The sequence below is a fragment of the Vibrio sp. Vb0598 genome, assembly GCF_033338935.1.
Lineage (GTDB): Bacteria > Pseudomonadota > Gammaproteobacteria > Enterobacterales > Vibrionaceae > Vibrio > Vibrio alginolyticus.
Window position 1 is genome coordinate 428,839 of record NZ_JAWOTP010000001.1, and the last position, 13,153, is coordinate 441,991.

Consider the following 13,153-nt stretch of genomic DNA (forward strand, 5'->3'; position numbering starts at 1 on the left):
GTGGTTAAATCGCATGTTTTAATAGTAAAAATCACCATTTTTTTGGTGTTTTTGATTTCGGGCGATTTTTCTATCTCGTTGAAAATAAATGGCTAAGTAAGTAGGATACGCAGACCAAATCGTACTTGTAAGCCTTATCAGCTTAATTGTCACCGCAGCCATATTTACGATGTTGGTTGTGGAGAATTCAAATGCATTTAGTTTGCAAATTTATACCTAGCTCGAAGCTATCCTCCAACGAGCTATCTTATGTTCTTACACCGGACGAGTGTATAGGACAGCTTTCGCGTTTGCGAAATTCAGATGACATCCTTAGAAACCTCCCTAAAGAATTGGCGCAAAAGATTTCCATCTCTGCCAAAAAAACGACCAGCGCATTGCTAGCTGCTATAAGAATCGAATTGGGAAAAGGCAATTGGGTGTCATTATCTACCGTTGCACGTCGGTCGCTATTGACGGACTCTCAGCTGCAAAGCTTCCCTAGACTTAAATCACTCGTTGACTCTGTATCAGCTTCGAATGAAAGCAAAGCTTTTAAAGCAGGATACAAGCAGGTTACCGACGATGTTGCTTTAGTTCGTAGTTACACGCATGTCCCCTCTGAGCCAAGTCCAGATCAAAAAATTGTTGTCGAGTTTGCAGGACAGTGGTCTAGTAATGCGGCATGTTTGATGTTGGGAAAAACCGACGCTCAAAAAGAAAAAGTCACTATAGGCAAAGCTGATACAGAAAACAAACACCGCAGCCTCGCGACATTTAAAGATCTCGAAGCTGAGGGCAAAACGCTCTATATCAAAATCCCTTGTTCTGACCAGCCTCAGCCAATCTTGCTTAAACTCGCCGAAGACCTGCAACCCGTTGATAAAGAAACTCAAATGGATGAGTGGGATAACGTGTTGGTGCCTGTACTACCTATGCTAGAGGGCCCAAATGGACATGAGTTGGTTGCAGAAGGTTATTTCTATGTAATCTGGAATAACAAAGTTTGGCGAGAGGTTGAAGTTACACCAAAAGGCTACTTTGCTGATGTCGATTTAGAGTACTACAGAAATAATGATCCTGAATCCTCGATGAAAACACGACATGTCAACATTGATGGGGCCAACCTTGTACCAGACTACTATATTGGCGAAGAAGCATTTGAGATTTATCAATCCGGTCAGAAAGTGTATTCGGGACATCTAAGCCTTGATCAAGGTGCTAGGGTATTCCGCTTTGTAGATGAGGAAGTAGATGTTGTTTTTCCAGAATTAGATATTGATCCTATCACTGTTAAAACGGTGCTAAGCCCTTATAAAGCTGGCAAAGATGGTTTGCGTATTGCGCAAGGCGTTCCTCTACCGCATATTTGGGTGCCATATAAAGTCGCGGGAAAAGCACAAGAATGTTATATCCATTACTCCGAGTTGGCTTTGACAAACACGGAACTGTCTGAGCTAGAGAGTGATCCTGCTTCAATTGCTAAGTCTCTTTCAGAGTTGCAAATATACTCCTCATCCCAAAGCTTTAATAATGCGGGCGAGAATATTATTCCAGTTTCCGGTACCGCATCGACAGGCATCGGCAGTGGAGTCATCAACGAACACAAAGAGAGCAATATCGCGGGGCTTAAGTTGGCTCCAAGAGGCGCATTGCCTTCTATACGTTACCTTCACGAGCCTTTGACAGATCAGCCGGACGATTTCTTTGGGCTTCGTAACATAGAACAGGATTGGATTCACAAATCGTACTTTCGTTCAGCAATGAAAGATGACGATGGTTATATGACGCTTCGGTTCGCATTCCCGCCGGAAGAGGTCAAGAGCGTCGATATTGTTCGAGGTGTTCATTCGAGCCTCTCCACCGGTAGCCAACGTCTTGTCGTTGTAGAAGAAAATGTACCCATTTCAGAATTGCTAGGTTAAACCATGAAGAAAATACTATTACTGTTGCTTGCTGCTTTATCGATAGCGGGTTGTAAAGATGACGGCCGCACTTACATTGGTGAACACAACTATTACACCATGGAGCCAAGTGAGATCTTTAAATCTGACTCTGCGACATACCAACAACGTGACTTTCCTCGTTACTTTATCCATCGCGCCAAAGAATGGCCAAGGGAAGACTTAAATGACGCGAGCTCTTACGATTTGCCACGCGTTCAGTTTACTTGGGCCAACTTATCAAACGACTCAGGCTATGAGCCAGACCCTATGTATAATGAATACGAAGGACGAACCAAAATTTGGAGTATGAAGACTGATGGCACCGATTTACGTTTGGTGACCGATTTGCCATGGCTTGGCGATGGTGACATAACTGTTGATAAAACCAGTCGCTCGCCAAACAATCGTTACGTTGCAGTCGGTTTTGGTTTGACTAACTACCTTTTTGATATCAAAAACCAGAAGCTGATTAAGCTGCCACATGATATTGAAGGCCCTTCCGGATTTTTATGGGCGGAAGATAGCAGCTACGTTTATTACCGCACTGGTAAGGTTGGTCGTGTGGTTTATAAGTGGGATATTGCTAAAGGTGAGGCGGAAAAGACCGATCTTTACATCAGTGATACTGGCTTCATAAAGGACGGGAAAAGATATCAGGTAAATGATTTTGCTGCGCTTATTTACGATGCAAATACAAATCAAAAAGCAAAAGCAGTTTTTTGGGATAAGGACTTAGCGACGAATAAATCAAAAGCGGATTATAAAGCCATAAGTCCAGAAGGGGACATTGTCTGGGCGGCTAATCGCAACTATCACAATGTGTTTGTCGTCGACCTAGCGAAAGGTAAACAGATTAAGCGTGATGGGGCAATGCAATATGCCATCGGTTTAAATAATCGTTTTTCGCTAACAAATTACAACGCGATGCTGATGTCGGTGCAGAAAAACCATACTAAACAAGCGTGGAGCTGGTCTCCATTGGGTTATGGGCGCACGTTAGATCCTGCAATTGTGTATAACCTCTCCGCAAATCAAGGAAATTGGTTTAAGGAGGCGAACTAATGGCTTTTACGTTTGATAATGAAGTCTATCTGTTTGGAGCTTTCTTTAGTGCCGTAAAGAACGATGATGGTGTGGAAGTGTGGCCGGACTGGCATTCCCAGCCAGATCTCACTCAAGTAAATGAGCTAGAGGGTAAGATTCGTCCCATACCTTTGACTCCAGTGATGGTCAATGCCTTGTCGGGAGGTGAACCCGCACTGTGGGGCACCACCAGAGAGGGAAAATTGGTCGAGTTAGGTTTAGGCGAGCCACCACAAGCAACGGGTAAGCAACCTTTATCGGGAGAAAAGGTCGACTCTGAAAGTTCTGTACCGAGTGATGTCAACAATTACGAAGTACTCAAGTTGGGCAACCGACCGGAAGGGATCTGCAAAGGGAAAAGCTATGAATTAAGCTTTCCACCATTGCGTTTGTTGGCGCAGATGATTGCGCCGCTGAATGATCCAGAAAGTACTGGGGGCGCAAAAAATCTAGTAAGTCTTGCAGAAAACATTAAGCATTTTGCCCAGTACATTGATGATGGGACCAACAAAACAAACCAAACGGGTGTGAAGTTCCAACTTACTGAAATTGCAGTAAGCCAACTTGCTCCTGCCTATGCTGGTGGTGACCTTTCGCCAGAACAACAAAGTTACAATGATTGGTTAGAGCGTCAGAAAAAAAGAAACAAACCCCTGAAAGGTTTCGTTGTGCCAAGAACGCACAGTTGTGCAGTGTTGTTCACTGATAATCTTTATCGTGGCGCAGAAGTTTCGCTAGTTAGACCGGTTAAGCAGCTCAAAGCGGGCGATTTAGAGAGCGCCGCAGAAGAAGTGATTAATGTGAAGGTAGTCGATACCAACGTTGCAAGATGGGCAATTGAAGTTGGTGAAAAAAACGTTTTACCAAGTGCATTGTTTAACCTTGACCCTAGCCAAGTTGAAGATGGTTTTTATTTGTTGCGCATCCAATTTTGGGAAACTGAATGGAAAGCACTCGATGAAACACGTAAAAAGTTACCTGAAAGTGTGTTGAAGGCCAATGCCACAAAGCAGTTTATGAAACACCCTAAAACTGATGTGGAGCAGAATGTATATACTTATGAGCTGCATGAAAAGCTGACGTTTATCGAGACAGCGGGCATTGGCAAAATGGCGTGCGTGTGTGGTGACATGATCACCTTAGAGGAAGCGCTCATCCAACAATTTCCTAATCAGTTGCCATCTTATTCAGACTACGCGACAAAGGGGTTAACCTATCAAACTAAGCAAAAGCCGGGCGTCGCACCGTTATCTTTGCATGCTGCGATCAACAAAACCTACGAATCGTTGAGCAGTGATTTTCTCTCCATTGACGGTGCTAAGCTTTTTGGCCCACCTGCGGATATGGCGAAAACCATCGGGCAGGCGCTATGGGAAAACAGTGAATCAGGGGCTTTACCTCCATTTCTGATGAGTGGTATCGCGTTACATTCGGCACTTGCCGCCACCAGTGGTGTTAAAAAGAGCGTCAGCCTTGCAAAGGTTTTTGCGCGTAAAGAGCTAACGCTGAAACAAGCACAAGCGTTAGTGTTTAGAAAGCATGTAATCGATATTCCTTATATCAAACGTGCTTTTAAAGCGGCAGGCCCAGAGTCAAAAATCATGCGTGGCGTTGGACGTTTAAGCAGTGATTTTTTGAGCGGAACAAATCGCGCGCTACCAGCAATTGGAGTTATCGCAAGTGGCAAGGAAGCGTTAGAGCAATATTCGGCGTTCTCTGAACAAATTAAAAATGCGAAAGAAGCGCAAGAAACTTTAAGCAAATATGCTGAAAACTATCTTTCTTCTTTAACGTTTGTTCGTCGCTTTGATAATCCAGAACATTGGCAAAAAAAGGCAGAAGCGGTGCAGGAAGCGCTTGGTAAAGAAGGGAATGCTCAGATCTTTGTTGATGGTCAAGGGGTCGTTGTTCGAATGAACTTCAAGTTTAACTCTGCTGAGTTTGAGAACGAAGTTCAAGTACTGCATATCGACTATATAGAAGTATGTAAAAAATTATGCCAGCTTTTATCCAAAAACCCTGATTACCAAGTTGCCATTATTGGCCATGCAGGGCCAATAGGAACGCATGAAAATAACTTAAAAATTTCCAGATTGCGTGCGGATGTCGTTAAAGAGGCCATCCTTGCCAAAGCAAGCGAAAAAGAACGAGCGAATCTAGAATCAAGGTTGTGGATTGAATTTAAGGGTAAGTCACAACTGATTGATGATATCGAAGGTTATGCCGACGTTAACGACCGATCAGATACTGCTGATATCGCTGTGAACCGACGTGTAGAGGTTAGGTTGATCATCCCTGACTTTGCGGTTTCCCTACCACCGAGCCGCTCGGGAACGATGGCATTAAATCGCGCGCATCAAATTTGGGAAGGGCATCAGCTTGCGGCAAAGGAAGCTCAAGATAAGTTGATTATTGCTGCCGTTGATGCAATGGCAAGTGTCGCAATCTGGACGCCTGCCGCACCAGTGGCTGCCTATTATTTTGCCGGTAAAGTGGGTGCAGATCTTTTGGGCGCTGCAACTGATTTCTATGGCGACCTTTTTGGTGATGCGACGTTTAAGGAGATCAAAGCTCAGTACAACAACAAAAGCATGCTAAAGACACTCAGTAGCATCAACAAAGAGCTTATCTCTCTGTACAAAGGGATAAGTCAAGACCTTCAACCTCAGGTCATTGATGCTGTTGGCTTAGCTGACTTTCTCAAAAAACAGGCGAATCATGATGAATTGTTGAAGCGCTTTTTGTTGCGCTCTTATGCTTTGAATTCATTGATTGAGTTACTAACGCTTCTCCGCGCTAAGTGGAGCCTGACGGGTGACTTTGATGATTTCATTGAGGATTATCGAGTTGACGAGTTTATTCAGCTGTATGTCATGAGTGATAACTGGGAAATTCCAGTCGATGATGGTAATACACTGGCCCTGAACTGGGTAAACCGATTTAAAAAATCTGGTTTGTTCTCTAACTCAGATGCCAATAGCTCGTTACAATGGAGTTACGGTGAAAAAATAGGTGGTGCATTTAATACAGGATTCCCTGTACAGACACGTCTATTCTTGGACCGAAAATCAGATGAGTCCTTGCAAGAAAGTGCTTCTATCCGAGAAGGCCTAAAAGCATTTTGTCACGACTTCAACTTAGCTAAAGAAGAACTTGGCCGTGATGATATAGAGTTCAGCCGCTTGCTGGTTCAAGACGGTGAGAAATGGACGCCATATGTAGAGTGGGCATTTGCGCAGAATGGACGAAAGCTACGCCCACAAACTCGCGTGAAACTACAGGTGGTTTTAAAAGACAATGTCTCATCTAAGGCACTGTTTTTACAGGAGGTCGCTTATCGCGCAGCCGTTGTTGGCTTGGTTGGCTTGGACTCTCATGGGCCAACCTTTGATGTGTTGTTTACAAAAATGGATGCTTCTCAATTCGAAGACCCTGATAAAGCGATTCAAAAACACTTTGAGAGTAAAGGTGTCGAGGAGTTGTATGGTCTTGAATTTGAGCCAACATATGGCTTTGGTGAGTTTTTAATCCATGGAATCAAGCCGCTATGCCCAAATGTTAAAGTCATAGATGAGGTGAAAGCCTTCTTTACAGGTCAAAGCGTGTTTGAATATGTTCGAGACACTGGTGCTTTTGAACAGATGAAATATGTCTTCTCACTGGGAGGGCATGATTTACTAGCGGGTAAGTTAGAGGGCTTGGGTACATATAAAAACTACACTCTAGATATTACTGAAGTTAACTTTGGTATCGATGGTCAAAGCCCTGCACAAGAAGCGAAAAACTTTAACGGTCGAACATTGGAAAAGACGAAACTCACAGACACTGACTTTTTGATCGAAGAGTTTGTCATGAGTGAGTCTGCATCATCTCGAGACAGTACACCGAAGGTGATCGATGGCAACCTTATTATTTTGCCTGGTGTTGAAATTGACGGTGACCTTGCTTGGGGTGAAGGCAATGCGAATAAACTGATAAGCAACAAGTTTGATTGGTCGAAAGAGCAACGGTTCTCACTTTGTTTTGCGGTGTTGGGGGATGATCGTGCGAGTGACGACTACGATACAATGTTACTCAACGCCATTGAGTGTGGGGTGAAACTGCAGATCAAAGATGGTCCAGTTAAACATGATGTGATGCATTATGCCGGGGTAGTCAACATTCATTCTCGTCTTGTTACCGAGAAGTCAAATACTGGGTATAATGGAATAGAAACAAGAACCGTTTTTGATCTAGAGCTTGACGATAGCGGCGCGACTAAGCGTACAGGTCTGGAGCAAAGCGCCGTTCAATTTATTGATCAGAATGACGCGAATTTCTCCCGTTTATTAACTTCAAGCGAGAAAAAGTACCTTTATATCATTCGCTTTGAGTACTCTTATGTGTCGCCTACAGGCAAACTAGTTAATGGTTTAAGACCTTTTGGTGATGTTTTAGATGGTAATGATCTAAAACCTATCAAACTTGAGCTGGCTTCATTTGAACAAATGGATGTAAGTGAAGGTTATGAACTACCGAAGTTTGAGCTTCAAGTTCCTGCGGTGAAAGACTTCATGACGGGTAAGCCATGGATAGAAACGGTTGAAAAGGAAAATGCGACAAGTGAGGCGAATCACTTACACTGGAAAAACCTAGGGGTACAGAACGAGCAGAAAGGATATGTTGAGAATTGGATAACGAAACAAGCGTCTTCGCTCAATGCTCCGGAAATCGCTCTTTTACAGGCAAAGTAACATACAAAAAAACCGCCTTCGGGCGGTTTTTCTTTTCTTATGACTTCATGCTGAATTTAGAATTTTCTTTTTAAGCCCCATCAACCCGCTGCAGAAATGTCGTATTTCTTCATCTTATGGTTGAGAGTGCTCATTGGCAGCGCCAATTGCTCAGCGGCCTTCTTGGTGTGCCAATTACAGGCATTTAAGCAATCGATGATTACTGTACGCTCGTATTGGCTGACAACGTCCTTAAGGCTCTTTGAAACGTCTTCTAAATCCGCTTGTGCTTGCTGCTCGTAAGCAGGTTGCTCTGGGGTAGGTGAAGCTGCTTTCATGTCAATACTTGGTACATCTTCTGGGATTTGTTCGCCAAACTCAATGTGAGTAATGGTTTCAAAATCGGACAGTAGCACCGAGCGCTCAATGATGTTCTTAAGCTCACGCACGTTCCCTGGGTATTGGTAGGCAAGGAGCTGTTTACGTACGTTGGCACTTAACCCTGGCGCTTGCGGCAGACCTAGCGTGTTGGTTGTGTGTTGCACGAAATGTTCGGCAAGGGGAATAATGTCTGACTTGCGAGCTCTCAATGGTGGTAATGTAATAGGGAACACATTCAAACGATAGAACAAATCGGCACGGAATCCGCCATCTTTGATTTGCTGCATAAGATTACAGTGGGTTGCGGCGATAACGCGAACGTCCACCTCAATCTCTTTGCTGGTACCGATAGGGCGAACTTTGCGTTCTTGTAGTACACGCAGTAACTTTGCCTGCAGTAGCATTGGCATATCGCCAATTTCATCTAGGAAAAGCGTGCCGCCGTTGGCTGCTTCAAACAAACCGACTTTGTCTTTGTCTGCGCCCGTAAATGAACCTTTCTTATGCCCAAAAAGCTCAGATTCCAATAACTGCTCTGGAATAGCCGCACAGTTCTGAACGATCAAAGGCTGTTCTGAACGATTAGAGTTTTCGTGAATGTATTTCGCGATCACTTCTTTACCAGCGCCCGTTTCACCACGCAACAGAACGTCGACAGGAAGAGATAGCACCTTATCAAGACGATTCAAGACATTGAGCATTTCTTCGCTCTCTGCAATAGGACCTTGATAGGCTTTCTGGGTACGTTTTTTGAGCTGAGTGTTCTCGCGCACTAGGGCTTGATTGTCGGCATTGAGATTTTTTATTACTTGCCCGTATTGCTCTAACCACACAGCTTGGCGAATATTACTCGCGGCCATACGACAAAACTCAGTCAATGCAGCTTCATTGTCGATAACACTTAAATCGAGTAAGACTAACAGTCCAATGGTTTTGCTTTCGCTATCAATCAAAGGCCAAGCCAATAAGTTCTCGCTTTTTAATCCCAGTGTCTGCTCAGTTTGATAGATGCTTTCGCAGTCATAGCCGTTGTACTTATACAACTCGTTAATCAACACCACTTCACCATTACGAATGGCAAAGTTAAATGGGTCGTTCTCACTGGCTGAGTCTAACTGTAATGCTTCCCAAGGGTGGGAAACGATAGTTTTATCGTTATGGTGAGCGGTACTTGGAATCAACGCCTGCCCAGTCTGGTCCAAAACGTAAATGATGCCGTGCTTTGCGAGGGTCATTTGTCTCGCAGCGGTCAACACAGCATCCAACGTTTGGGTAAGCTGGCTGCGATCAGCCAAAGACTGACTGATCGCAAGTAGGGCGTTACTAAGTTCGCTATGGTTAGCTGAACGCATAGGTTAGTGTTCCTTGCTCATCGACAGACACTTCGATTTGCGTATGTGAATCATCCTTGTCATGCACTAATAGCTGAGTCGATAGTTGCGGCAGCAACTGACGGTTGATGACCGCGTCGATGTTACGCGCGCCCGTTTCAGCAAGGCGACAGTTACCTAGTACGAACTCAACCAAGCTTTCTTCGTAGCTCAGAGACAACTTGTGATGGCTCTGTAGACGCTGAGAAACTTTGTTCAGCTTGTGGTGAATAATTTCTGTCATTGCTTCATCAGACAGCGGAACAAATGGTAGTACTGACATACGTGCCAACAGCGCCGGCTTGAAGTGTTGGTTCAAAGTAGGGCGAATAGCTTCTGCGATGATGTTTGCATCGATGTCTTTGGATTGATGAACCAAAGATTCGATCTCATGCGTCGCAAGGTTACTGGTCATGATGATCAGCGTGTTCTTGAAGTCGATTGTGCGGCCTTCGCCGTCGTTCAGCGTGCCTTTGTCGAACACTTGGTAGAACAGGTTCAACACTTCAGGGTCGGCTTTTTCCACTTCATCAAGAAGAACAACAGAATATGGACGTTGACGAACCGCTTCTGTCAGCATGCCGCCTTCACCGTAACCTACGTAACCCGGAGGTGAACCGATTAGGCGAGATACCGTGTGCTTCTCTTGGAACTCAGACATGTTAATGGTCGTCATAAAGCGCTCACCACCAAACATTTGATCAGCGATCGCACGAGCCGTTTCGGTTTTACCCACGCCACTTGGGCCAACCAGCAGGAATACGCCTGTTGGTGCGTCTGGGTTACCTAGACCAGCTTTCGCAGTTTGAATGCCTTCAGACAGTGCATCGATAGCGTATTCTTGGCCTTTGATGCTTTGTGTTAGGCTTTCTTTCAGTTTTAGCGTGGTTTCTGCTTCGTCTTGAAGCATCTTACCCATTGGAATACCAGTCCAGTCCGAGATCACATGGCTGACTTCATCTGGGCCCACTTCAAAGTGAACCAGTGGGTTGCCATTGCGGATTACATCTAGCTGCTCTTGGCAGGCCGAAATTGCAATGCGAACGGCTTCTTCGTCCATTTCTGTATATGGAGAAACGTCTTGCTCTTGTTCTGAATCTTCGTCTGCAACAAGCTCTTCTTCATTTGTTTCGCCAAAGACCAGTTCATGTAAGCGAGAGCGTAGAGCAATCATCTCTTGGATCTGCTCTTTTTCTTTGTGCCATTGCGCTTCTTGTTCTGCTAGCTCTTCTTTCGTTGTTTCCATTGCCAGTTTTAGGTCTGGAATGTTAGCAAGGCTGTGCTTGTCGCCAGTTTGCTGCAGAGCATCACGCTCAAGTGCTTCAAGCTCGCGCTGTTGAGCTGCAAGTTCTTGTTGCAGAGTCTCAACAGAAGCAGGAATGGCATTAAGGCTGATGTTCACTCGAGCACACGCCGTATCTAGTACATCGATCGCTTTGTCTGGCAGTTGACGACCAGAGATGTAACGAGCAGAAAGTGCTGCCGCAGCAGTGATAGCATCGTCACGCACGTAAACGTTGTGTGACTTCTCGTATGCTGGGCGCAGACCACGAATGATCAATGCTGCTTGCTCAGGAGACGGTTCGTCGAGTTTCACCAATTGGAAACGACGTGCAAGGGCAGGATCTTTCTCGAAGTACTTCTTGTATTCCGACCATGTTGTTGCGGCGATGGTTTTCACTTCACCACGCGCTAGGGCTGGTTTTAGCAAGTTTGCCGCGTCGCTGCCGCCCGCTTGGTTACCACCGCCAACAAGGGTGTGTGCTTCATCGATGAAAAGAATGATAGGGGTTGGCGAGTTTTTCACTTCATCCAATACCGCGTTTAGGCGTTTTTCGAATTCACCTTTTACGCTTGCACCAGCTTGCAGAAGACCCATATCTAGCCCGTAAAGCTCAACACCTTTGAGGTTGTCTGGTACGTCACCTTGTACAATCTTAAGTGCCAAGCCTTCTACTACTGCGGTTTTACCAACGCCCGGTTCACCAACAGCAATAGGGTTGTTTTTACGGCGACGAGCAAGAATGTCCACGATTTGGCGGATTTCTTGGTCGCGGCAGAAAACAGGATCGATTTCGCCTTTGCGTGCTTTACCAGTGAAGTCTGTTGTGAACTTGCTCAGTGCTGAGCCATCCTCACGAGCTTGTGTTTTCTCTGAAGTAGCAACTTGCGCCTCAATAGATTGGCTTGTTAGCTCTGCAAAGTTACGCTTAAGGCTGTCAGGGTTTACCGATTCAAGGATAGAGGCGTAACCATGTTGGCCGTAACGGAGAGGGTTGCTAACAAGAGTAAGGAGTAGGGCACCAGAGCGGATTTGTGTTTCGGATAGATCTAAAGAAGAAACCAGCCAGCTTTCTTGTAACCATTCGATTAATAACGCAGAAAAAACAGGTTTGCTGCCATTTCCTTTGGCGTTGGTGTCGAGTGTGGATCGAACCGATTGTCTTAATAAGTTCTCAGAACAATCAAAATGACTTAATAAGACGTCAAAATCACTATTTGGCCTTTCTAATAGACTCAGTAAATAATGCTCAATTTGAACTTCGTTTGCTTTTTCAGAGACTGCAAGTGCAGCGGCGTCTTCTAATGCTACTTTTGCAATCGGGTGTAGACGCTGAATTAATGAAGAAAGGTTTATATTTATCATAGCCATTTTATTCTTTAGAGGAAAAGAGGTAGCGGCTATTATACTAAAAGTGATTGCGTTCTTTTTTTATCAAGATATTTTGACTATCGTTTGTTGGTTATTTTTAATGATTATTGTGACATTAATGTTTGTGGTTATTTTAATGGCGTTGTTATTCTAAATTAATTGATAGTAAAAGTGTCGGATTTATTAGTTTTAATGACTTTATTTACACAGTTTTATATGGTTATTTTCACTTTTTAAAGTTAGAACAATTTATTATTATCTTAATCCAACTTTTTGGTTTTTTATCCAATAAATTGTACTCAAGATATTAGTGAATAATGTCTTAATTTGTGTAAATTGTTGTTTTTATTGTATTTTTAAAGTTGGCACGGACTTTGATTATACCAAGTAGTCGCGGTGATAAGCGATTTGGTGATTTAAACAAAACAGATTTTAGAAAAGGAAATAGCGATGCCAACTCCAGCATATATGTCTATCCAAGGTGAGACTCAAGGCCATATTACTAAAGATACTTACTCTGCAGATTCAGTAGGTAACACATGGCAAGAAGCTCACGTTGATGAGTTCCTAGTACAAGAACTTGATCACGTGCTAACAGTTCCACGTGATCCACAAAGTGGTCAGCCAACTGGTCAACGTGTACACCGTCCACTTGTTGTAACTAAAGTTCAAGATCGCTCATCTCCACTACTATTCAACGCACTAGTATCTGGCGAAAAACTTCCTGAGTGTGTGATCCGCTTCTACCGCACTTCAGTTCAAGGTAAACAAGAGCACTACTACTCAATCAAATTGATTGATGCGCTACTTGTCGATATCCAAACTCGTATGAACCACTGTCAAGACGCAGCAACAGCTGACCGCGTGACAGAAGAAGTGCTTAAGTTCACTTACCGTGCGATCGAAGTAACTCACGAAAACTGTGGTACTGCGGGTAACGACGACTGGCGTGCTCCACGCGAAGCTTAATTGCTCGTCGCGTAAAGATTCAGGGCCAACGATTGTTGGCCCTAATTCGATTATTTGTAT

Annotated in this window: 6 protein-coding genes; 4 read left to right on the forward strand and 2 right to left on the reverse strand. The window is 44.2% G+C overall.

Translation table 11 applies throughout. The features are described from left to right. The first annotated feature begins 191 nt into the window (after positions 1–191). From R7Q38_RS01905 to R7Q38_RS01915, 3 genes are read left to right on the forward strand one after another with little or no spacing between them, the layout of a single operon-like run. Entirely contained in the window at positions 192–1,904 is a 1,713-nt protein-coding gene (locus R7Q38_RS01905) for a hypothetical protein (RefSeq protein WP_239939238.1), read from the forward strand. Between the two features lie 3 nt (positions 1,905–1,907). Further along, complete coding sequence (locus tag R7Q38_RS01910) at positions 1,908–2,987, forward strand: hypothetical protein (protein ID WP_033906402.1); 1,080 nt, start codon at positions 1,908–1,910, stop codon at positions 2,985–2,987. Further along, entirely contained in the window at positions 2,987–7,741 is a 4,755-nt protein-coding gene (locus R7Q38_RS01915; RefSeq protein ID WP_239939237.1) for an OmpA family protein, read from the forward strand. The genes R7Q38_RS01910 and R7Q38_RS01915 overlap by 1 nt, the downstream gene beginning before the upstream one ends. A gap of 80 nt (positions 7,742–7,821) precedes the next feature. Here R7Q38_RS01915 and R7Q38_RS01920 read toward each other — a convergent pair whose 3' ends face one another. Both R7Q38_RS01920 and tssH read right to left on the reverse strand, forming a co-directional pair. Then, on the reverse strand, positions 7,822–9,453 hold the full coding sequence (locus R7Q38_RS01920) for a sigma-54-dependent Fis family transcriptional regulator (RefSeq protein ID WP_033906404.1): 1,632 nt from the start codon (positions 9,451–9,453) through the stop codon (positions 7,822–7,824). After that, positions 9,440–12,118 carry a type VI secretion system ATPase TssH gene (tssH, locus tag R7Q38_RS01925; RefSeq protein WP_213893499.1) on the reverse strand — a complete coding sequence of 893 codons (2,679 nt, stop codon included), beginning with the start codon at positions 12,116–12,118 and terminating at the stop codon, positions 9,440–9,442. Before tssH ends, R7Q38_RS01920 begins: the two co-directional genes overlap by 14 nt. Before the next feature lie 456 nt (positions 12,119–12,574). On the opposite strand from tssH, the gene R7Q38_RS01930 reads away from it, so the two are divergent. Beyond that, positions 12,575–13,093: an Hcp family type VI secretion system effector gene (locus R7Q38_RS01930; protein WP_005373415.1), complete on the forward strand. Its 519-nt coding sequence runs from the start codon at positions 12,575–12,577 to the stop codon at positions 13,091–13,093. The last annotated feature ends 60 nt before the right edge of the window (positions 13,094–13,153 follow it).

What these genes read in the sequence shown, in the direction of transcription:
- R7Q38_RS01930 (WP_005373415.1), top strand. Translation starts at nt 12,575, where the DNA reads ATGCCAACTCCAGCATATATGTCTATCCAAGGTGAGACTCAAGGCCAT.
- R7Q38_RS01915 (WP_239939237.1), top strand. Translation starts at nt 2,987, where the DNA reads ATGGCTTTTACGTTTGATAATGAAGTCTATCTGTTTGGAGCTTTCTTT.
- R7Q38_RS01905 (WP_239939238.1), top strand. Translation starts at nt 192, where the DNA reads ATGCATTTAGTTTGCAAATTTATACCTAGCTCGAAGCTATCCTCCAAC.
- R7Q38_RS01910 (WP_033906402.1), top strand. Translation starts at nt 1,908, where the DNA reads ATGAAGAAAATACTATTACTGTTGCTTGCTGCTTTATCGATAGCGGGT.
- R7Q38_RS01920 (WP_033906404.1), bottom strand. Translation starts at nt 9,453, where the DNA reads ATGCGTTCAGCTAACCATAGCGAACTTAGTAACGCCCTACTTGCGATC.
- tssH (WP_213893499.1), bottom strand. Translation starts at nt 12,118, where the DNA reads ATGATAAATATAAACCTTTCTTCATTAATTCAGCGTCTACACCCGATT.